Source organism: Streptococcus mitis (assembly GCF_047464965.1).
GTDB classification, from domain to species: Bacteria; Bacillota; Bacilli; order Lactobacillales; family Streptococcaceae; genus Streptococcus; species Streptococcus mitis_DU.
The window spans coordinates 56,671-80,599 of the sequence record NZ_JASHAT010000004.1; the positions used below are offsets into that span (position 1 = coordinate 56,671).

Annotated in this window: 11 protein-coding genes; 9 read left to right on the plus strand and 2 right to left on the minus strand. The window is 38.9% G+C overall.

Annotation, left to right across the window (positions count from 1 at the left end; all coding sequences use genetic code 11):
* The first annotated feature begins 8 nt into the window (after positions 1–8).
* The 7 genes from QM408_RS03540 to QM408_RS03570 all read left to right on the plus strand — a co-directional run bounded on the left by QM408_RS03540 (position 9) and on the right by QM408_RS03570 (position 4,780).
* A complete protein-coding gene (locus QM408_RS03540; RefSeq protein ID WP_000331925.1) occupies positions 9–338 on the plus strand; it encodes a metal-sulfur cluster assembly factor in 330 nt (109 codons plus the stop codon).
* A 115-nt stretch (positions 339–453) separates the two neighbouring features.
* Positions 454–1,497 (plus strand): alpha-galactosylglucosyldiacylglycerol synthase, encoded by a 1,044-nt coding sequence (gene cpoA, locus QM408_RS03545; RefSeq protein WP_049499364.1) that lies wholly within the window; start codon positions 454–456, stop codon positions 1,495–1,497.
* A 15-nt stretch (positions 1,498–1,512) separates the two neighbouring features.
* Positions 1,513–2,838, plus strand: coding sequence for a glycosyltransferase family 4 protein (locus tag QM408_RS03550; RefSeq protein WP_020901798.1), 1,326 nt, complete (start codon positions 1,513–1,515; stop codon positions 2,836–2,838).
* Between the two features lie 29 nt (positions 2,839–2,867).
* On the plus strand, positions 2,868–3,044 hold the full coding sequence (locus QM408_RS03555) for a PspC domain-containing protein (RefSeq protein ID WP_314500546.1): 177 nt from the start codon (positions 2,868–2,870) through the stop codon (positions 3,042–3,044).
* A gap of 58 nt (positions 3,045–3,102) precedes the next feature.
* On the plus strand, positions 3,103–3,237 hold the full coding sequence (locus QM408_RS03560) for a DUF4044 domain-containing protein (protein WP_000863852.1): 135 nt from the start codon (positions 3,103–3,105) through the stop codon (positions 3,235–3,237).
* Between the two features lie 64 nt (positions 3,238–3,301).
* On the plus strand, positions 3,302–4,612 hold the full coding sequence (gene obgE, locus QM408_RS03565; protein WP_000061647.1) for a GTPase ObgE: 1,311 nt from the start codon (positions 3,302–3,304) through the stop codon (positions 4,610–4,612).
* A gap of 9 nt (positions 4,613–4,621) precedes the next feature.
* A complete protein-coding gene (locus tag QM408_RS03570) occupies positions 4,622–4,780 on the plus strand; it encodes a hypothetical protein (RefSeq protein WP_001808548.1) in 159 nt (52 codons plus the stop codon).
* A gap of 43 nt (positions 4,781–4,823) precedes the next feature.
* On the opposite strand, the gene QM408_RS03575 is transcribed toward QM408_RS03570, so the two are convergent.
* Both QM408_RS03575 and QM408_RS03580 read right to left on the minus strand, forming a co-directional pair.
* The gene (locus tag QM408_RS03575; RefSeq protein WP_414373615.1) at positions 4,824–5,294 is read right to left on the minus strand and encodes an arginine repressor; all 471 of its coding nucleotides are present in this window, start codon (positions 5,292–5,294) and stop codon (positions 4,824–4,826) included.
* A 468-nt stretch (positions 5,295–5,762) separates the two neighbouring features.
* Complete coding sequence (locus QM408_RS03580) at positions 5,763–8,045, minus strand: Xaa-Pro dipeptidyl-peptidase (RefSeq protein WP_414373618.1); 2,283 nt, start codon at positions 8,043–8,045, stop codon at positions 5,763–5,765.
* A 231-nt stretch (positions 8,046–8,276) separates the two neighbouring features.
* Between QM408_RS03580 and QM408_RS03585 the strand changes: the two genes are divergently transcribed.
* Entirely contained in the window at positions 8,277–20,654 is a 12,378-nt protein-coding gene (locus tag QM408_RS03585) for a mucin-binding protein (RefSeq protein ID WP_414373620.1), read from the plus strand.
* A 133-nt stretch (positions 20,655–20,787) separates the two neighbouring features.
* The gene (locus QM408_RS03590) at positions 20,788–23,889 is read left to right on the plus strand and encodes a DNA polymerase III subunit alpha (RefSeq protein ID WP_414373623.1); all 3,102 of its coding nucleotides are present in this window, start codon (positions 20,788–20,790) and stop codon (positions 23,887–23,889) included.
* Positions 23,890–23,929: the final 40 nt, after the last annotated feature.

The following is a 23,929-nucleotide window of genomic DNA, read 5'->3' on the forward strand; positions in this document are numbered from 1 at the left end:
GGATGAATATGGCTTATACAGAAGAGCAAATTGAAAACATCAAAACACGAATTTTATCAGCCTTGGAAGAAGTTATTGACCCTGAGTTGGGAATCGATATTGTCAATCTTGGTTTGATCTATGAAATTCGTTTTGACGGTGACACAGGACAAACAGAGATTGATATGACTTTGACAACCATGGGTTGTCCTCTAGCAGACCTTTTGACAGACCAGATTTATGATGCTATGACAGAGGTTCCAGAAGTAACGGATACTGAGGTCAAATTAGTTTGGTATCCAGCCTGGACTGTTGAAAAAATGAGTCGCTATGCACGTATTGCCCTAGGCATTAAGTAAACAAATAAAAACATGTGAGAGATTATTGGAAAAGCGAGGAAATTTCCCCCTCTTTTCCTCTAGTCTCTCCTTTCTTTTGCTGATTTTATTCAAAGAAAATGATATAATAGTAGTTATGGAAAAAAAGAAATTACGCATCAATATGTTGAGTTCAAGTGAGAAAGTAGCAGGACAAGGAGTTTCAGGTGCTTACCGTGAATTAGTTCGTCTTCTTCACCGTGATGCCAAGGACCAATTGATTGTTACAGAAAATCTTCCAATAGAGGCAGATGTGACTCACTTTCATACAATTGATCTCCCCTATTATTTATCAACATTCCAGAAGAAACGATCAGGAAGGAAAATTGGCTATGTGCATTTCTTACCTGATACACTCGAGGGGAGTTTGAAAATTCCATTTTTCATAAAGGGAATTGTGAAACGCTATGTATTTTCTTTTTACAACCGGATGGAGCACTTGGTGGTGGTCAATCCTATGTTTATTGAGGATTTAGTGGCAGCTGGTATTCCACGTGAAAAAGTGACCTATATCCCTAACTTTGTCAACAAGGAAAAATGGCATCCGCTTCCACAGGAAGAGGTAGCGAGACTGCGTACAGAGCTAGGTCTTAGTGACAATCAGTTTATCGTAGTAGGTGCTGGTCAAGTTCAGAAACGCAAAGGGATTGACGATTTTATCCGTCTGGCTGAGGAATTGCCGCAAATTACCTTTATCTGGGCAGGTGGTTTCTCTTTTGGTGGTATGACAGATGGTTATGAACGCTACAAGAAAATCATGGAAAATCCCCCTAAAAATTTGATTTTTCCAGGTATTGTATCGCCAGAGCGGATGCGCGAATTGTATGCCCTAGCGGATCTTTTCTTGCTTCCTAGTTACAATGAACTCTTTCCTATGACTATCCTAGAAGCTGCCAGTTGTGAAGCTCCGATTATGTTGCGTGATTTAGATCTTTATAAGGTAATTTTGGAGGGCAATTATCGGGCGACAGCAGATAGAGAAGAGATGAAAGAAGCTATTCTGGAATATCAAGCGAATCCTGATGCTTTAAAAGATTTGAAAGAAAAAGCTAAGAATATTTCTAGAGAGTATTCTGAAGAGCATCTCTTACAAATCTGGTTGGATTTTTATGAGAAACAAGCCGCTTTAGGGAGAAAGTAAAAAGTGAGGTAATCTATGCGAATTGGTTTATTTACAGATACCTATTTTCCTCAGGTTTCTGGTGTTGCGACCAGTATTCGAACCTTGAAAACAGAACTTGAAAAGCAGGGGCATGCTGTTTTTATCTTTACTACGACAGATAAGGATGTCAATCGCTACGAAGATTGGCAAATCATCCGTATTCCAAGTGTTCCTTTCTTTGCTTTTAAGGATCGCCGCTTTGCCTATCGAGGATTCAGCAAGGCGCTTGAAATTGCTAAACAATATCAACTGGATATTATCCATACTCAGACAGAATTTTCTCTTGGCTTGTTGGGAATTTGGATTGCGCGTGAATTGAAGATTCCAGTCATCCATACCTATCACACCCAATACGAAGACTACGTGCATTATATTGCCAAGGGGATGTTGATTCGTCCTAGCATGGTCAAGTATCTGGTCAGAGGTTTCCTTCATGACGTGGATGGGGTTATTTGCCCGAGTGAGATTGTCCGTGATTTGCTATCTGACTATAAGGTCAAGGTTGAAAAACGGGTCATTCCAACTGGGATTGAATTAGCCAAGTTCGAGCGTCCGGAAATCAAGCAAGAAAATCTAAAAGAACTGCGTAGTAAATTAGGGATTCAAGATGATGAACAGATGTTACTGAGTCTTTCCAGAATTTCTTATGAAAAAAATATTCAAGCAGTATTAGCAGCTTTTGCAGAAGTTCTGAAAGAGGAAGACAAGGTTAAACTGGTTGTTGCTGGGGATGGGCCTTATCTGAATGATCTTAAAGAGCAAGCCCAGAAACTAGAGATTCGAGACTCGGTTATCTTTACAGGAATGATTGCTCCTAGTGAGACGGCTCTTTACTATAAGGCAGCAGATTTCTTCATCTCGGCCTCAACAAGTGAAACGCAGGGTTTGACATACTTGGAAAGCTTGGCCAGTGGAACGCCTGTCATTGCTCACGGAAATCCTTATCTGGACAATCTTATCAATAACAAGATGTTTGGAACTTTATATTACGGCGAGCATGATTTGGCTGGAGCTATTTTAGAAGCTCTGATTGCAACGCCAGATATGAATGAGCATATCTTATCAGCGAAATTATACGAGATTTCAGCTGAGAACTTTGGAAAACGGGTACATGAGTTTTATCTGGATGCTATTATTTCAAATAATTTCCAGAAAGATTTAGCCAAAGATGATACGGTCAGTCAGCGTATCTTTAAGACAGTTTTGTATCTTCCACAACAGGTGGTTGCTGTACCCGTAAAAGGCTCTAGACGCATGCTGAAGGCTTCAAAAACACAGTTGATCAGCATAAGAGATTATTGGAAAGACCGTGAAGAATAGAAAGAGGAAAAGCTATGAAAAAACAATTAATGAGAAGCGGTCGTGATAAAAAGATTGCTGGTGTTTGTGCCGGGGTGGCAAATTATTTTGATATTGATCCGACTATTGTTCGTGTAATATGGGGTGTTCTTGCATTTTGTTATGGGGCAGGAATTGTAGCTTATATCATTTTATGGATTATTGCGCCGGTAGCAAGTGACTATTGAAAACTAGCTGAATTCATGCTAAGATAATAGAAAATAGAATGTAACGAAGGAGATAAAAATGGCATTTGGAGATAATGGAAAACGTAAAAAAACTATGTTTGAGAAATTAACCTTGCTTATCGTACTTATCATGTTAGTAGCAAGTATTTTGGGTATTTTTGCAACTGCAATTGGTGCCCTCAGTAATCTATAAAATAGATTCAAGAAAATTTTGTGACTGGGATTTCCCAGCCCTTTTTTAAAGTGAGAAGAAAAAAATGAGTATGTTTTTAGATACAGCCAAGATCAAGGTCAAGGCTGGTAATGGTGGCGATGGTATGGTTGCCTTTCGCCGTGAAAAATATGTCCCTAATGGCGGTCCTTGGGGTGGTGACGGTGGTCGTGGAGGTAATGTAGTCTTCGTTGTAGACGAAGGTCTACGTACTCTCATGGATTTCCGCTATAATCGCCATTTCAAGGCTGATTCTGGTGAGAAAGGAATGACCAAAGGGATGCATGGTCGTGGTGCTGAGGACCTTAGAGTTCGAGTACCACAAGGTACGACTGTGCGTGATGCTGAGACAGGCAAGGTCTTGACAGATTTGATTGAACACGGTCAAGAATTTATCGTTGCCCACGGTGGTCGTGGTGGACGTGGAAATATCCGCTTTGCAACACCAAAAAATCCTGCACCGGAAATCTCTGAAAATGGAGAACCAGGTCAGGAACGTGAGTTACAATTGGAATTAAAAATCTTGGCAGATGTTGGTTTAGTAGGCTTCCCCTCTGTTGGGAAATCAACACTTTTAAGTGTTATCACCTCAGCTAAGCCTAAAATTGGTGCCTACCACTTTACGACAATTGTGCCAAATCTAGGAATGGTTCGTACCCAATCAGGTGAATCCTTTGCAGTAGCTGATCTACCAGGTTTGATTGAAGGAGCTAGTCAGGGAGTCGGTCTGGGAACTCAGTTCCTCCGTCACATCGAGCGTACACGTGTCATCCTTCACATCATTGATATGTCAGCTAGTGAAGGGCGTGATCCATATGAGGATTATCTTGCTATCAATAAAGAGCTAGAGTCATACAATCTCCGTTTGATGGAGCGTCCACAGATTATCGTAGCCAATAAGATGGATATGCCTGAGAGTCAGGAAAATCTTGTAGAATTCAAGAAAAAATTGGCTGAAAACTACGATGAATTTGAAGAGTTACCAGCTATTTTCCCAATTTCTGGATTGACCAAGCAAGGTTTGGCTACGCTTTTGGATGCTACAGCTGAATTGCTAGACAAGACACCAGAATTCTTGCTCTACGACGAGTCAGATATGGAAGAAGAAGCCTACTATGGATTTGATGAGGAAGAAAAAGCCTTTGAAATTAGTCGTGATGACGATGCAACATGGGTACTTTCTGGTGAAAAACTCATGAAACTCTTTAATATGACCAACTTTGATCGTGACGAATCAGTCATGAAATTTGCTCGCCAGCTTCGTGGTATGGGGGTTGATGAAGCCCTTCGTGCGCGTGGTGCTAAAGATGGGGATTTGGTCCGCATTGGTAAATTTGAGTTTGAATTTGTAGACTAGGAGACTGATATGGGAGATAAACCGATATCTTTCCGAGATGCGGATGGTAATTTCGTTTCTGCCGCAGATGTTTGGAATGAAAAGAAATTGGAAGAACTATTTAATCGTCTCAATCCAAATCGTGCCCTGAGATTAGCACGAACTAAAAAAGAAAATCCATCTCAGTAAAGAATATAACAAAATTCCGTGCCACATCAGACACGGAATTTTCTTATTCTTCAAAGAAAAATGGTGGAGCGAATTTTTTCAGTTCTTCAAAGCATCTTTGAGCAGCTTCTGCATCTTCGCAGATGACAAGGCAGACATCATTACCACAGAGAGTAGCGATAGCGTCAGAGAAACTTAATGCATCAATGATAGAACCAAAGGATTGCGCAAGTCCAGGAAGGGTTTTAAGGAGGACTTGGTGTTGAACGGGACGCATCAAGACAAGAGCATCTTCCATGTAGATTTCGAGACGTTTCTCCCATTTTGAGATAGAGCCTGTATTGAGCACGTAGTAAGAGTTGTCTTCTTCACGTACTTTTGAGAGGTTCATACTTTTAATATCTCTCGAAAGTGTAGCTTGTGTAACTTGAATATCATTATCGGCAAGAAGAGCTTGTAGCTCAGCTTGAGTATGAATCTTGTTTTTCGTTACAAGAGCTCGTATGAGTTGGTGTCGGTGTTCAGATTTATTCATAAAATGTTACTCCTTGTACTGGGTACAGAAAGCGTGGACGGAACGAAATCGTCAGTCGGGTGGTAAGCGGTATTGTCACGTATGATGATTTCAAAGTCAGTAGTATAGGACTAAATGGAGAAAATCCCACTCTTTTAACTTGTCACTAGTTGAGTGTAGATGAATTGGGTATCTATCCGTTTATCTACATTGGTGTCCTCTACTAACAGTAAATCATTCAATTAGGGTAGCCTTTTGTCACGACTTATTGTGAATTTATGATTAATGTTAATTCACAAAGATTTTTCAACATGTGGTGTGGTAGCGAGTATTATTAATGAGTACACATGTTGGTTAGGGTTTTAGTATCTTTTGTCAAAGCTTCCGTGTAGACCTATCATAAGCCTATATCGGGATTGCATTTGATACCAAGTGTATGTTTGTTTCAACTGTTCAAGTGGAAATCTTCCATATAGAAAGTCTGATATATTATGCCTTTTGACAAGGTAGGATAAGAGTAGACTGTTCAAGATCAACAGTCAGGTGGTAAGCGGTGTTATCACGGATTGTGATTTCAAAGTCAGTAGTATAGAGTACTAAACGAAGAGTATCTCCTTCTTTTAACTTGTAAATAGTCGGTTGCAGTTCAAACTGGATATCCATCCATTCATCTGCCTTAATATCCTCTACTAACAGTAAATCATTTCTATTTTGTAAATTGAGGTAGCCTTTTGTCACGACTCGTTGTGTATTTTCACGAAAAGGCAATTCGTTGAGATTTTCCAACATATGGTAGCGACCGTTGTCAATGGTTCTAGCACTTAAAACAGCTGGATAAGGTTGCAGGTATTTCTTCTGTCCAAATTCTAGCAGTTGGGCAGATAAGAGCCCCTTATTTATACTGGATTTGATACGAAGATTGAGTTGGGCACGACCGTTCAAGTGAAGATCTTTGGTTACAGGAAGGTCAATAGTAATCTGATTGGTTTTTCCTTGATAGAGTTCTGTATTGAAGGTCTGGTAGGTCTTACCATAGCGCTCAAAATCCTTATCTGGGTACTGGTTTTGAATGACTTTCTCTTCTTGACCAAGTGAGAAGGTTTCAAAGTTTTCTTGCCCACCGAAGGTATCAAGTGATAGCCAAGTCTGAGGGGCTGTATTGTCCTGCCAAATGACAGTAGGAAGTTGGAAATCTGTATCTTGTCCCAGTAATTTCTTTGTCAATAAGGCGTTCATGGACTCACGGAAGTCAATGGACTGCCAGTTGTTCATGTACACATGGGCGCCATTATGGAAAAAGAGATGCTTGTTGATATGATTAGGGAGAGCATGAAACATCTGGTAAACATGAAGTGGTTTGACATTCCAATCCTGTGAACCATGAGTAAAGACAACCTCTGCCTTTACCTTATGGGCATTGAGCAGATAATTGCGATCATGCCAAAATTGATTGTAGTCACCAGATTTGCGATCTAACTGCTCTTTTACTTTTTCTAAGTCAGCTTGGTGAGCCTCATTACCACGGATATAGTCACCAGCCAAGAGATTACGAGAGTAGGTTAGTTCAGCAAGGGAGTCAAAGTCCTCACCTGGATAACCACCTGGGCTAGTTACTAGACCGTTTTCACGGTAGTAGTTGTACCACGAAGAAATACCAGCCTCGGCAATAATAACCTCTAAACCATCTACACCTGTAGTCGCAAGACCATTGGACATGGTACCTAGATAGGAAAGTCCAGTTGTAGCTACTTTTCCGTTTGACCAGTCAGCCTTGACTTGACGTTGGCACGTGTGGTCGGTAAAGGCACGGCAACGGCCATTGAGCCAGTCGATGACATTTTTATAAGCCTCGATTTGCTGGTAGTCCCCATTAGTCATGAAACCAGTAGAGTCTTTGGTACCGACACCTGAGACATAGAGATTAGCAAAACCTCGTGGAAGGAAGTAGTCGTTGAGAGTATAGCTAGCGTTGATGTGCGTTAGCTTTTCCTCAGCTTCTGACACAAGCTCAGCTTGACCTTGGGGTTGGACGAGATTGAGTTGAGGTTCTTCAAGCTCAATCTTGTGAGCAGGTTTGACCTCAAGTTCACCCTCCATCTTGTAGAGGGCCTTATCACTAGCCTTGTCATTGGTTCCCTGATGGTAGGGGCTAGCTGTCATGATAGCAGGAATTTGGCCGTCATAACGAGGACGAATAATGCTGACCTTGACTAAGTCTGGAAGACCTTTTTGGTCAGTATCGACACGTGACTCAACGTAAACGACTTCTCGAATGGCATCATGGCTAGAAAAAGTAGCCAAACTCTTGCCGTTAAAGTAGCGATAGTCATTATCCTCAGAAATAAGACCGTCACTGACAAGTTGGTCGATAAGAGTGTTCCCCTTTTTGGTACGAGTATTGAGTAACTGATAGAGATTTTCAATCAAGTCACCATATACAATAGGAAATCCAGACTCTTTACGAAAAACATCACTGTCTTCAAAGTCAACCAAATAAGAAAAACCTAAAAGTTGAAAGGCTACAGTATAGAAAATATCTGCAGTCAACTCTTTATCTGATTGAAAAAATGTCAGTAAGTCAGTTTCTTTATCAACTGCTAAACTGGATAGAGGATAGGTGCTATCTTTAAAATTAAAAAAGAAACGAATGAGAAACGCTTCAAGCATTTTTTTATTTGTGATGTTGACTGGTATATCAAATCCATACTTTTTTAATTCAAAGATAATTGTATCTCTAGGTAGCGCTAAATAGCTAAATCGATTAAAACGCATAAAACCTCCAGTAAAATTATACTTTAATTTATTATATCAAAAAAGCAAAAAAAATACCAAGATAAAGTCAAAAACAAAATAGTATATAAATATAAACAATATCAAAAAACGATATATATATATATATATATATAATTATTTCTTTCTTGAACTGATAGCGTTTTTGTGATAAAATATATACTATATAATTGTAATTCGAAATTACATAAAAAAATGTGGAAAGTGAACATTATGTATAAATCAAAAAGACAAAAAAATAAATCTTTTGATTGGTATGGCTTGAGCCAACGTTTCTCTATTCGTAAGTATCATTTTGGTGCTGCGAGTGTGCTGTTGGGGACAGCCTTGATTTTGGGTGCTGCCCAAACGACTGCCAAAGCAGAAGAAACAGCTACTGAAAATAAAACAGAAGCTGTGGCATCTGCTCCAAAAGATGATAAGGTAAGTGAGAATGTCGCAAATGAGACGGCACCAGCTCTTTCTGCTACGACAGAAGCGGCTGTAGTAGAAAAGCCGGCCTTGAGTGATGAGGAAGTTGCAAAATTAGCTGCTGAAGCATCTAAGAAAGATGAAAAAGTAGCTGAGACAGCTACAACTGAAAAAACAGAAGCAGCTGACAAAGAAAAAGCAACACTAACTGCTCCTTCGACTGACAAAAAAGCTGATAAAGCAGTTGATGAAAAAGCTGATAAAAAGGATGAAAAGAAAGCAGAAAACCCAATTACTGCTACTAAAACTGTCCTTGAACAGTTGACATCTGAAGCAGAAGTATTGAACACAACTGCCTCAAACTTTGCGGATAAAAAGGCAGAAGATAAAGCTGGAAAAGAAGCAATCGCAACTGCAGTAGCTTCAGCTAAGGTCCAAATCGAAGCTTCTAAGAAAGCTCTTGCGGCAGGAGAAATCACTAAGGAAGAATTGGATGCCCAACTCCAACGTATCTCATCAGCTATCGAAGCAGTTTATGCTGAGATGAAACGTGCAGGACACGTAGGTAAAGTTGAAGCAGTGTTGGCAGGTGAAACTACTACCAATACAGCAATCGTAGCTCCTACAACTAAGACTCCAGTAAAAAATATTAATGATTTAACAGAAGAAGAGATAGCTGCGGTTAAACGTGAAATCATGAATGCCAACCCAAGCATTACGGATCCTTCTATGATTGAAGTAGAGAAGAAAGGAAACGGAACTGCAGGTGGAGCAACTGTTACAATAAATGGTGTTAAAACTAATATTCCTTCTGGAGATACTGTTGTTGGTACTGCGGGTACAAAAAACTTAGAGCAACTTAAAAATAATATTAACTGGTTCGACTTTGCAGCAGCATCTATTACCTACTCTAATGGTACTGTAGTAGGGCCTGCAAGAAAATTAGCGCAACCTATTACTAAAACTATCACATATCCAAATGGTGATGTTGTAACAGGTAAAATCACAATGGTTCGTGATGTTACCTATGCTGATGGTTCAAAAGGCTTAACGACTGATGATAAATTCTTAAATTCAGGAACTGCAAAATATGTCGAACATTTATACTACACGGGTGGAGCTCAAAATGATCATGAAATTTATGAAGCTTTACAAGAAGGTATGAAGTTCAATGTTAAAACGAAGGTTGAAGGCTATGCTTTAACAGCCACAGTTATAAAACTAGGTTCGAAAAATGTAGAGTCTGATCCAAATAAAACACCAGCAGGACCAGTGAATGCTGTACGTGATTATGGTGATTGGGGTTCGGAAAAACAATTAGCAAAAGCACAGGCTGAAGACAAAAGATTCAAAGCAAATGCTACTAAGAACAAAACAACGTTGGCTAATAATCCAACAGTTTCCGTAAATGGTGTAGCATTAACACTACCAGAATACCCAACAGAAACATTTGCCAATACAGATGCCTACTATTCAAAAGCAGCTGCTTACCATGCAGCGGTAAAAGCTTATAATGACGCTATTGAAACTCAAAAGTTATCTGCAACAAAATTGTCAGAAACTGGGTTCACTTATATTAATGTGAATGGTAAGGCTGTACCATCAGGATCAGCTAATCTTTATAAAAAAATTGGTAACGAAAGAAAAGCGGATGTACTTATAACAGCTCAAGATACTCAATGGTCATACTTAAGAAAAGCTGGGCTTCCAACAACAAATCCAGATGGAAGTGAAATGCTTACTTCATTTACATCGTCTCGCGATGAATCAAACGTTGGGGTAACATTTGCACTTTCTGCTACTTATAACGGGCGTATCGTAGATGTTAACGTAATTGCTGCGGATGCAGAAGAAGCTGGACGTACTGAAATTGTTCAATTCGAGACAGATGGAACGAAATGGGAACAATTCATGGCATTAAATCTTCAAAAAGATATTGATGATAAAACAGCTCAAGGAGTTTATCCAAGTAAAGAAAGTGATGTTAATGCTGACGGACGTCTTGCGCAAGCGGGATATAATCCAAAAGATTGGGTTAACTTAGACGAAAAAGGGAAACCTATTGCATACGGAACTAATACATTTGGAGCAAACTATACATCAATGGGTTCTAAAAACTCATTACCAATCGCTCTTTCTCAAAACGTTAAGACACTATCAATGTACTTGAACTCTGCAGGAGCACAAGCAGGAACAATTGGATTCATGATTTATGATGGAGGAGATGCTCCGCAATCTTACGGATCAGCTCAGCACATTATTGGGGATTTCAATAAAGAGGTTGTTAAGAATGGAGTTAAAACTCAGGTAACGGCTACTCAGCCATACTTAGGTAATGTTAAAGGAGACCCAGACTTCCGTTCAACAAAAACTGACCCTTCAGGTGGATGGGTACTTGATGACTTAATCACATCAGAAAAATATAAAGAGACACCATTAGAATCAGGAAAAACAGTTGTAACAACAGATAAGGGTGTAACAGGTACATACTTATTATTACCGAATGGTAATGCTGTAATTGAAAAAGAGGATCACACACGTGTACTTTTAAATCAAGGTGATGTTATTGAGATGGCGAACCCAGTATCTAAGCTTCCGATTCGTGGAGTTTATAACCACACAACAGGTGCTCTAGGTGAAGGTACTCTGGGAGATGAAGGAGAAAGCCAACTTCTTGATCCAGCGGTAGCAACTGAGTACAAATTACGTCAAGCCCAAGGTAATGAATATGTCCTTGAAGGTGTTCGTGCTAACCTAGGTGTTAATAATGATAAAGCTTATATCCGTGGATGGGTAGACTTCAACAACAACGGTAAATTTGATCTTAATGAATCTTCAGAAATCGTAGAAGTTAACAAAAATGGAACTTACAATATTAATTTTAAAAACACACCACAATTACTAGATACTTCAGCAGATAGCTTAGGAGTACGTTTACGTATTTCATTAACAAAAGATGAGATTCTAGAACCAACAGGCGTGGCATCATCAGGGGAAGTAGAGGATTTCCAAACACATGTAGTTCACATGCCACGTGGTACTAGACATGAGACAAAAGATTATCAAGGGCGAGAACAAACAGTTACACTACCAACTAATGCGATGTTTACAGCGAATGGTAAAAATAAAGATTCTAAATATACGAAATGGGCGCAAATTGAAAATGAGAATTTATCGCCGAAAATAGTTCTAACTGATAAGCAAGTCGCGTCAGAAGAAGCTATTGCTGATAAGTCTGGATTACCTGCAAATTATCGTGTAGACTCTACAGGCAAGGTTCATGTAGAACGAAATGGTGCCACTGTATATTCAGGAGAATATGTAACAGTAAAAGATAAAAATAATAAAGTTTTGGGTAAAGGACTTAAAGTTACAAACCCATTAACTGGGAAAATAGAATATTTATTAAGTGAGTACACAGAATATGATACTGCAGGAAATGAAGTAGGTACATATAAAGTTAATCCTGCTAATGAAGGTAAAAATACTTCTGTAGGAAATGGGTTATATGAAACTACATTAACATTTAAACCTAATAAGTCTTATGTGGGAACGGCGAAAGGTATTGCAGTACGTGCATGGGATGATAATAATAATTCAACTGGATGGGAAGCTAATAATGATACAATTGAGGCTTCTAAAGCATCTACCACATTAGCAGAAAAAGATAAGGTTCTTGAAAATACAAATAATGGAAATAATGGTTATAAAACAATGGATACTAGTTATATTCCAACTGTTATTGATGTGAGACCAATAGGTGAAGATACTACAACTACTGATGTTCAAGGTAAAAAACAAAGTGCTAGACCTCAAATCCCAGTATACGGAACAGTGGAAACTGAAACAGGATATAAGATTACAGATTCTAGGTATGCTAATGAATTCGAAATCATAGATAAGAATAAGAGTATAAAATTAGCGGATACTTTAGAAAGTAATAAATCTTCATACGATAAAGATACTGAAGTAAGTAAGGCTACTACATTAACACTTGCTGATGGGAAGGTAGTAACATATACTCCTGATAAAGATAAATTACCAGCGCGTGCGAAAATTGCTGAAGATGCAGATGTGGTAGTAACAGGTACAGGTTCTGTTGTAGTAAATAATGTTCGACTTGTTACTGGAAAAACTATCCCAGCGGGATCTAGTCCAGTTGATCCTCATCCTGTTACAGCAGACACGGTTGTTACTCTAGCCAACGGTACAGAGACTACTATTCCTGCCAGAGGAAGAATTCCAACAGGAGCTAAACTTAAAAATTCACTAGTGTCGACAGCTAATAATACTTGGAATAATGTTACTTATAATACAGGTGATACTATTCCACGTGAAAGTGGAGGAAAAATTTCTACTTTGGCTAAAGAAACATCTATTAGTCAGATTGTAGGAAAAGGTGATGTTGTAAAAGTTGATGGTAAATATCGTGCAACTAACACGATTCCAGCAGGTACTAAAGTTAAGAGAATATTACCGTTAAATCAAGTTGTATTACCAAGTGCAACACATCTTGATCCTACAACAGGAGCAATAACAGAGGTTCCACGTAGTTATGACCTGGCAAACACTAACGATTCTAAAGTAACAATCACAGGTGAAGGGGTATACGAACTTGTGAAAGATGCAAGTGGAAAACCAACAGGTGAAGTTACATTTACACCAGAACCTGGATTTGTAGGAAGAGGAACAGGTGTAGATTTAGTACAACCAGATATAGACTATAATGATGTTGTAGCAAATGATAAAGTTACAGAAAAATATGGTACTGATTACGGTAGAGCAAAATACACACCAATAGTAACACCAGCTACAGAAGCATCAATTACACGTACAATTCACTATGTGTATGAGAGTGATAATGATGCAACAGCTACTAGTCAAGCTTCTTATAAAAATAATAATCCAATTTTATCAATCAATAATGAACCAGTAACACGTTCTCAAACTCTAAACTATACTCGTACATATAAAATGTTTGATGAAGATGGTGTATTAGACCAACCGATGGTAACTGCGAATACAGTTAGAGATGTAAATGGTACAGAATACACAGCAGGAACTGAAATACCTAAAGGTACTAAATTCTCTCAAGGAACATTGATTATTTCCGATTGGAAACATGGAGAAAATAACGAAGAGATGAATAGTATAGTTTCTCCTACTGTAAAAGGTTATACAGCGAATGTTGTAACTTTAGAATACAATGCTCCAAATGCAACAGGAGAAATGGCTCATATTAAAGATACTAAGGAAATTGGTACTTATAAACCGATTGATAGAAATACAAAAGATGTAGGAACGTATAAACCAGCTTCTTCTGCAATAAGATCAGACGACAAAGACAACTTTGATATGTATGTTGTTTATAAAGCTGATAAACAAAAAGCTAAAGTAACATACATTGACTTAGATGCTACAGGTGACGCACGTATTCTTGAAGTACAAAACGCTAATACAGCACCTGCAACAAATCCAGATGCGAAAACAACTTATGGTGTTACAACACTTGAAGGTAAATCTCATACTAAGATTCCTTATTTAACAGCTAAAACAATCAAGAAATATGAAGACCAAGGTTATGAATTAGTAACCGATGATTATACAAACAATACTCAAGGTACAGCTATTGAGGGTGGACGTAAGTTCGATGATGATAAAGATGTAGACCAAGCATTCAATGTTTACCTACGTCACAAGAAAGTTACTCGTAAAATTAAAGATACTCAAGAAGTAACACGTACAATTGAGTATAAATATGCTAGTACAGATGATGTACCAACTGATAAACGTGGAACAACAGCTGCACCAACAGTGACTGAAACACTTCACTTTGAACGTGACCGTACAATCGATTACACATTAGCTGCGAAAGTATATCCAACAGAATACGCAACTTACAAAGCGGTATTAGATAAGAGTGGATATGATTCTCCTGAAGAATACAAAGCTCGTACAGTTTACTACGACCACATCACAAACAAAGCAATCGCAGCAGATGCAACAGATACTCAAAAATCAATCGTTACATTTGGACCATGGACTCCAGTAGGTGGAACATCTAACGATGCAATTAAATTATCTGATGCAGAAAAAGTAAAAGATGATAAATTTAACCTTGTTAACTCTCCAGAAGTAACTGGTTATGTTCCAGATAACGCTACTGTAGAAGCAACTGCAGCAATTGATGCAGAAGCAGATGATTACAAGATTACAGTACTTTATACTCCAGTTGCTCAAAAAGCTGTAGTTAAGTTTGTAGAAGTAGATCCTACTAATACAAATAAAGTCATTACTCCTGGTCTTGCAGATCCAGTTGTTGTGACAGGTAAATCAGAAGCAGCTTACCCAGCAACAACAGCAACTTCAGTAACTGATAAGATTGCTGAGCTTGCTAAGAAAGGTTACGAACTTGTAAATAACGGATTTGTATCAACAGACAAATTCGATAAAGATGCTGCAGTTGATCAAGAATATGTGGTGAAATTCAAAGCTAAAGTAGTAGATATTCCATCATTTGATCCAACAAAACCAGCAAGTAACGATAATCCAAAACCAACTCCAGGTGTAACACCACTCGATCCAAGTAATCCAGATGGACCAAAATGGACTGAAGCATTAATCAACGCTGTAAAAGTACAAGAAGAAGTAACACGTACAATTAAGTATGTATACGAAGACGGTACTCCAGTAGCAGAATCTAATCTAACAAGTGTAGCTGACAAGAAAGTTAAAACACTTAAATTTACTCGTCCTGGTAAGATTAATGTTGCGACAGGAGAAATCACATACGGAGATTGGTCGGCTGATCAAACATTCGAAGCAGTAACTTCTCCAACACTTGAGAAATACACTGCGGCAGTTGCAGGTGTAACACCAACAGTTGCAGATGTGCCAGCGAAAACTGTAGCGGCTACAGATAAAGACTTTGAAGAGACAGTAATCTACTCTACAAAACCAACAACTGTAGATCCTAACAAACCAACAGATCCAACAAATCCAAATGTTACTCCACAACCTGATGATGTAGTTCCTAACGATCCAAAAGGACGTACATACAGAGAACTAGGTTTAGTTGAAGAAGTAACACACACAGTTCACTACAAACTTGAAGACGGTTCAGATGCAGGTATCGCTGATAATGTACAAACATTAACATTTACACGTACCGCAGAGGTAGATCCAGTAACAGGAGCAATCTCTAACTACGGTACATGGAAAGCTAAAGGTGGAGATACAACAATTGATGCTGTAACAACACCAAATAAAGATGGATACGTGGCTTCAGCGAAAACATCTACAGAACGTACAAATGTATCAGCTACGGATAAAGATAGTGAAGAAACAATTATCTACCGTAAACTTGGTTCATATGTACCAGTAGTACCAGAAGGCATCACACCTCCGGCAGATGCTGACCTAAATCCAAAACCATATCCAAATGCAACTCCAGCAGATCCTACAAAACCAGGGACACCTACTGAAACTCCAGTAGTTCCATACATTCCTGGAACAACACCGGTAGGACCAAATGGAAAACCATTAACACCGAAAGATCCTAACGATCCAAGCAAAGGATATGAAGTACCAGACTTACCAACAGATCCAACAGAGAACACTACAATTACCTATGTTAAAGATGGATCACAAGTAGCGGTTGTTCACTTCATCGAAGTAAACAGTGAAACGGATAAGACTGAAAAAGGTGCAGTTGCAGAATCAGTAGTAGATACTGGTGATACAGGAAAAGCATTCACTAAAGCTGCAGATGTAACAGCAACAATTGAAGCACTAAAAGCTAAAGGTTATACAGTTGTAGAAAACAACTACCCAACAGATGGTACATTCGATGCAGATTCTAAGACTAACCAAGTATACAAAGTCCTAGTAACTACTAAGCCAATTACTGTAAATCCAAACGACCCAACTCCAACTAAAGATCAACCAATCGATCCAAATAATCCAACAGGACCAAAATGGACTCCAGAGTTAATCAAAGAGTTAGAAGACGGACGTAAAGAGGAAGTGAAACGTACAATCAAGTATGTTTACGCAGATGGTTCAAAGGCTGCTGATTCAGTACAAGAAACTAAAGAGTTCAAACGTTCAGCAACTATCAATCCAGTAACTGGTAAGGTTACATTCGGAGAATGGTCACCAGCTCAAACATTTGAAGCTGTAACTTCACCAAAAGTTACAAACTTCACTCCAGATAAAGAGACTGTACCAGCGACAGAAGTAACAGCAACTGCTGAGGATATTACTGAAACAGTAATCTATACTACCAAACCAGCAAATATCGATCCAAGTAAGCCAGTAGATCCAAATACTCCAAATGTTACTCCTAAACCTGAAGACAAAGTACCAAACGATCCAAAAGGACGTACTTACAAAGAATTAGGATTAATCGAAGAAGTAACACACACAGTTCACTACAAACTAGCTGACGGATCAGATGCAGGTATCCCTGACAATGTACAAACATTAACATTCACTCGTACAGCTGACTTAGATCCAGTAACAGGAGCAATCTCTAACTTTGGTACATGGACAGCTAAAGACAATGATACAACAATCGACGCTGTAACAACTCCAAACAAACCAGGATATGTAGCTTCAGCAGCTAAATCTACAGAGCGTACAGAGGTTAAAGCTACTGATAAAGATAGCGAAGAAACAATCATCTACCGCAAACTTGGTTCATATGTGCCAGTAATTCCAGAAGGAGTAACACCTCCAGCGGATGCTGACTTAACACCAAAACCATATGAAGATCCAACCAGTGAAGATCCTACAAAACCAGGAACACCTACTGAAACTCCAGTAGTACCATACATCCCTGGAACAACACCAGTAGGTCCAAACGGTAAACCATTAACTCCGAAAGATCCTAAAGATCCAACGAAAGGATATGAAGTACCGAAACAGCCAGAAGATCCAACTCAAAACACTACAATTACGTATGTTAAAGATGGTTCTCAAGTAGCTCTAGTTCACTTCATTAAAGAGGATGGTACTGCAGTTCACGTATCAGTTGCGGAAGCAGGAGATACAGGTAAAGCAATCAAGACAACAAACATTGATAACGTTAAAGCTGAATTAGAAGCTAAAGGTTATGAAGTTGTTGCTCCAACTGATGCAGCTTATACAGCAGAACGTGTAGCATTCTACGCAGAAGCTAACCGTACATTTGATGACAAGGATGACAAAGGTAATGATGGAATTAGTCAAGTTTACTATGTAATCGTTAAAGAGGGAATCACTCCAATCGATCCAGATAAACCGCTAGATCCAAACAATCCAAACACAACTCCAAAACCAGGAGACAAAGTACCTGGAGATCCAAAACAACGTACATACGAACAACTAGGATTACTAGATGAAGTAAATCGTACAATCAACTACAGATACGCTAATACTGATAAAGTAGAAGAAGCTAAACGTGGTCAAGAAGCTGCAGCTACTGTAGAACAAAAACTTCGTTACTCTCGTAAAGGTGATTTAAACAAAGTAACAGGTGAAATCACTTATACTTCTGATTGGACTGAACCTCAAACATTAGCTGAAGTAACATCACCAGTTATCGACGGATACGTTGCGGATATTAAAGCAGCTGAAAAAGTAGAGAACGTAGCTCACGATGCAGCTGATTCTGTAGTAAATGTTGTTTACACACCACTAGGTAAATATGTACCAAAAGTACCAGAAGGATTTGACAAACCAAATATTGATAAACCTCAATATCCAAATGATCCAACAGATCCAACGAAACCAGGAACACCAACAACAGTGATTCCTCACGTTCCAGGAACAACTCCAAAAGATCCAAATGGAAATCCACTGAAACCAGTAGATCCAAATGATCCAAGTAAAGGATATGTTCCACCAACACCTGAAACCCCAACAGAAGATACTGAAATCACTTATGAGAAAGATACTCAGAAAGCAAAAGTAACTTATGTGGTAGAAGGAACTGGAACAGTACTTCACACAGATAACCTAGAAGGTAAATCTGGAGAACCAATCGACTACAGTACAGTAGCTAAACTTGCTGAATTGAAAGCTCTAGGATATGACTTAGTAAGTGACGGATTCACAACTGCTACAGATAAGAACTACGATAAAGATACGAAAGTAGATCAAAGCTTCGTAGTTACAGTTACACCACACGTTGAGCCAATCAAACCAGTAGATCCAGAAAATCCAAATGATCCTAATAAACCAAAACCAGGTGATCCAATCGATCCTAAGAACCCTGATGGACCAAAATGGACTGAAGATCTAATTAAGAAGATTGATACAACTCGCCACGTGAACCGTACAATTAAATACATTAATGAAAATGGTGAGGAAGTAGCTAAGAAAGTAACTGATAAAGTTACATTCAATCGTGAAGCTAAGATCAATTCAGTAACAGGTGAAATCACTTACGGTAACTGGACAGCTAAAGATGGAGATACAACATTCGATAAAGTTGAATCACCAGTAGTTAAAGGCTACATCCTGAAAGATGCCAAACAAAAAGAAGTAGCAGCTACAACAGGATTAACTGCAGACTCTAAAGATGAAAATATCGAAGTTGTCTACACTAAACTTGGTTCATGGATTCCAAAAGTACCAGAAGGTTCTACACCAGTTCCTCCGGTTACGTATCCAAACGATCCAAAAGATCCAACTAAACCTGGAACTGATAAACCTAAAGTGCCTTATATCCCAGGAACTACACCGGTGGTGCCAAAAGATCCAACTAAACCAATTAGTCCGGATAACCCACTAGTTCCATTAACACCAGTAGATCCAAACGATCCAACTAAAGGATATGAAGTACCACCAGTACCAACAGATCCAGGAACTGATACGCCAATCACTTACGTAACTGATAAACAAAAAGCTATCACTAACTTCGTAGATGAAAAAGGTAAAGTAGTATCAACTCCAGTAATTGATGAAGGTGATTCAGGAGCTAACTTCACTAAGTCTAAAGTTGATGAAGTAACTAAGACTATTGAAAAACTTGAAAAAGCTGGTTATAGAGTCGTTAAGAACGAGTTCCCATCTAAAGATACAGATAGAGTATTTGATAAAGATAAATCTGTAGAGCAAATCTTCACTGTAACAGTAGCTGAAAGAATTATTCCAGTTACACCAGGTAAACCAATAGATCCAACTGATCCAAACTTACCGAAGAATCCAGATGGAACACCTGTGACACCATCTACACCAGAACCAGGTAAACCAGTATTCCCTAACGATCCAAACAGCCCAGTATGGCCAAATACTGTGAAAGATCTTGTAACTGAGAAATCAGCTACACGTACGATCAAGTATGTAGATCGCAATGGAAACGAAGTTTCTGAAACTCGTGTTGAAACAATCAAGTTCACACGTGAAGCGAAAGTTAACTTAGTAACTGGTGAAATCACATATGGTGAATGGACAACAGATCGTAACGATAATATCTTCAACGGTTACCCAGTACCAGTTGTGAAAGGATACATCGCTAAAGCTGGTGATCTAGAATCATCAACTAAAGATGTACAAGTAACTCCTGATACAATCAAGGATATCAATGAAACAGTGATTTACGATAAGTTAGGTTCATGGATTCCAAATATCCCAGGAACACCAACAAATCCAATCACATATCCAAACGATCCTAAAGATCCAACTAAACCAGGAACAGATAAACCTAAAGTGCCTTATGTACCAGGATTTATCCCTGTAGACCCAGAAGGTCAACCATTGAAACCAGTTGATCCAAATGATCCAACGAAAGGATACGAAGTACCAGACGTACCTGGTGATCCAACGCAAGATACACCAATCAACTACATTCCTAAGGATCCTACACCAAATCCAACTCCATACCCAGGTCCAACTCCAGCTCCAACTCCTAAACCAGAGCCTAAGCCGGAACCAAAACCTGAGCCAAAACCAGAACCAGAAACTCCACAACCTGTAACACCTGCAGATAATGGAGATAACAACGGAAATAATAATGGTACTCCAGCAACTCCAGCTCAACCAGCAGCGCCTTCTACACCTCAATACATGGATGGTCAACGTGAACTTCCAAATACAGGTACAGAAGATCACGCTAGCCTTGCAGCACTCGGACTTCTAGGAGCCCTAAGTGGATTTGGATTGATTGCTCGTAAGAAAAGAGAAGATGAAGAATAATCATTTTGCTCTATATTAAATGCTGACTTGCAATCAAATACAGAAAGAACTTGAGATTTACTATCTCAGGTTCTTTTCTTTCTCTTTTTGAAAATGGTATAATATAGTGAGAACGATAGAGGAGAAGTGTAAATTGATCGCACAACTAGATACAAAAACAGTCTATAGTTTTATGGAGAGTGTCATTTCAATCGACAAGTATGTGAGAGTAGCAAAAGACTATGGCTACACTCATCTGGCTATGATGGATATTGACAATCTTTATGGGGCTTTCGACTTTCTAGAGGTTACAAAAAAATACGGCATTCATCCTTTGTTAGGGCTTGAAATGAATGTGCTTGTATATGATAAGGATGTGAATCTGCGCTTTTTAGCTTTATCTAGTGTGGGCTATCAGCAGTTGATGAAGCTTTCAACAGCCAAGATGCAGGGGGAGAAAAGTTGGTCAGTTCTATCTCAGTATCTAGAGGATATTGCGGTAATTGTGCCTTATTTTGAAGAGCTTGAGTTGTTAAATCTAGGCTGTGATTACTATATAGGGGTTTACCCAGAAACACTGGCCAGCGAATTTCACCATCCTATTTTGCCATTGTATCGGGTCAATACATTTGAAAGTAAGGATAGAGAAGTTCTTCAAGTATTAACAGCGATTAAAGAAAATCTACCACTCAGAGAAGTTCCCTTGCGTTCGAGACAAGATGTTTTTATATCAGCAAGTTCTTTAGAGAAACTATTCCAAGAACGTTTTCCTCAAGCCTTGGAAAACTTAGAAAAGCTGATTTCAGGTATTTCTTATGACTTGGATACTAGTCTAAAATTGCCTCGTTTTAACCCAGCTAGACCAGCAGTAGAAGAGTTGAGAGAACGCGCTGAGCTTGGGCTTGCTCAGAAGGGGTTGACTAGTAAAGAATATCAAGAACGACTAGACCAAGAATTGGCTGTTATTCATGATATGGGCTTTGATGATTATTTCTTGGTCGTCTGGGATTTGCTGCGTTTTGGACGTTCGAATGGCTATTATATGGGAATGGGACGAGGTTCCGCAGTTGGTAGCTTGGTTTCCTATGCTTTAGACATTACAGGGATTGACCCAGTAGAGAAAAATCTGATTTTTGAACGTTTCCTCAATCGTGAACGCTATACCATGCCTGATATTGATATTGATATTCCAGATATTTATCGTCCAGATTTTATCAGATATGTTGGTAATAAATATGGTAGTAAACATGCGGCTCAAATCGTTACTTTTTCGACCTTTGGGGCCAAGCAAGCTTTACGTGACGTCTTGAAACGTTTTGGTGTGCCAGAGTATGAATTATCTGCAATTACCAAGAAAATCAGTTTTCGTGATAATCTCAAGTCGGCCTATGAGGGGAATCTCCAGTTTCGTCAGCAAATTAATAGTAAGTTAGAATACCAAAAAGCCTTTGAAATTGCTTGCAAGATTGAGGGCTATCCAAGACAAACCTCTGTCCATGCAGCTGGTGTTGTAATCAGTGACCAAGATTTGACTGACTACATTCCTCTAAAGCATGGAGATGAAATTCCATTGACTCAGTACGATGCTCATGGTGTTGAAGCTAGCGGACTTTTAAAGATGGATTTTCTGGGACTGCGAAATCTTACCTTTGTCCAGAAAATGCAAGAGTTGCTTGCTGAAACAGAAGGGATTCATCTGAAAATTGAAGAAATCGATTTAGAAGACAACGACACCCTAGCTTTGTTTGCGTCTGGTAATACAAAAGGTATCTTTCAATTTGAGCAACCTGGTGCTATTCGCCTGCTCAAGCGTGTTCAGCCTGTCTGTTTTGAAGATGTCGTAGCAACTACTTCCCTAAATCGACCAGGTGCTAGTGACTATATCAATAATTTTGTGGCAAGAAAACATGGGCAGGAAGAAGTGACTGTTCTAGATCCAGCTCTGGAGGATATTTTGGCTCCAACTTATGGCATTATGCTCTATCAGGAGCAGGTTATGCAGGTTGCTCAGCGATTTGCTGGATTTAGTCTTGGGAAGGCCGATATTTTGCGTCGAGCTATGGGTAAAAAGGATGCCTCTGCCATGCATGAGATGAGGGCTTCCTTTATTCAAGGCTCCATAGAAGCTGGTCATACTGTGGAAAAAGCAGAGCAGGTTTTTGATGTTATGGAGAAGTTTGCAGGTTATGGTTTTAACCGATCTCACGCCTATGCCTACTCAGCCTTGGCCTTCCAGTTGGCCTATTTCAAAACGCATTATCCAGCCATCTTTTATCAGATTATGTTGAATTCTGCCAACAGTGATTATGTAACAGATGCCTTAGAAGCAGGTTTTGAAGTAGCCCCATTGTCCATTAATACTATTCCCTATCACGATAAAATTGCGAACAAGTCTATCTATCTAGGTTTGAAATCGATTAAGGGGCTCAGCAAGGATTTGGCTATTTGGATTATTGAACATAGACCTTATTCTAATATTGAAGATTTTTTAGCTAAACTACCTGAGAATTATTTGAAACTTCCCTTGCTGGAACCTTTGGTAAAAGTTGGTCTTTTCGATTCATTTGAAAAAAATCGTAAAAAAGTATTCAATAATTTAGTTAATCTATTTGAATTTGTGAAAGTATTAGGAAGCTTATTTGGAGAGACTATCTATAGTTGGCAAGATTCGGAGGACTGGACGGAGCAAGAAAAATTCTACATGGAACAAGAGCTCCTAGGAGTAGGCGTCAGCAAACATCCTCTACAAGCTATTGCAAGTAAGGCTATTTATCCGATTACTCCTATTAGTAATTTGTCAGAAAATAGCTATGCTATTATCTTGGTTGAAGTTCAGAAGATAAAAGTAATTCGTACCAAAAAAGGTGAAAATATGGCTTTCTTACAGGTGGATGACAGTAAGAAAAAATTGGATGTTACCCTCTTTTCAGATTTATATCGACAGGTTGCTCAGGAAGTAAGAGAAGGAGCCTTCTACTATATTAAAGGGAAAGTCCAGTCACGTGACGGTCGTCTGCAAATGATTGCACATGAAATAAGAGAAGCAGTTGCTGAGCGCTTTTGGATTCAGGTGAAAAATCATGATTCGGATCAAGAAATGTCACGTATTTTAGACCAGTATAAAGGCCCAATCCCAGTCATTATCAGGTATGAAGAGGAACAGAGAACAATTGTTTCTCCCCATCATTTTGTAGCTAAATCTGATGAATTAGAAGCGAAATTGAATGGAATAGTTATGAAAACGATTTATCGCTAAAATTACGGAAAATAGAAGAATTTTCAACGTAAATGTGGTA

Bases quoted from the DNA above. Each gene is read 5' to 3' on its own strand.
- QM408_RS03575 (WP_414373615.1), bottom strand. From the start codon at position 5,294: ATGAATAAATCTGAACACCGACACCAACTCATACGAGCTCTTGTAACG.
- QM408_RS03555 (WP_314500546.1), top strand. From the start codon at position 2,868: ATGAGAAGCGGTCGTGATAAAAAGATTGCTGGTGTTTGTGCCGGGGTG.
- obgE (WP_000061647.1), top strand. From the start codon at position 3,302: ATGAGTATGTTTTTAGATACAGCCAAGATCAAGGTCAAGGCTGGTAAT.
- QM408_RS03550 (WP_020901798.1), top strand. From the start codon at position 1,513: ATGCGAATTGGTTTATTTACAGATACCTATTTTCCTCAGGTTTCTGGT.
- QM408_RS03580 (WP_414373618.1), bottom strand. From the start codon at position 8,045: ATGCGTTTTAATCGATTTAGCTATTTAGCGCTACCTAGAGATACAATT.
- QM408_RS03570 (WP_001808548.1), top strand. From the start codon at position 4,622: ATGGGAGATAAACCGATATCTTTCCGAGATGCGGATGGTAATTTCGTT.
- cpoA (WP_049499364.1), top strand. From the start codon at position 454: ATGGAAAAAAAGAAATTACGCATCAATATGTTGAGTTCAAGTGAGAAA.
- QM408_RS03585 (WP_414373620.1), top strand. From the start codon at position 8,277: ATGTATAAATCAAAAAGACAAAAAAATAAATCTTTTGATTGGTATGGC.
- QM408_RS03540 (WP_000331925.1), top strand. From the start codon at position 9: ATGGCTTATACAGAAGAGCAAATTGAAAACATCAAAACACGAATTTTA.
- QM408_RS03560 (WP_000863852.1), top strand. From the start codon at position 3,103: ATGGCATTTGGAGATAATGGAAAACGTAAAAAAACTATGTTTGAGAAA.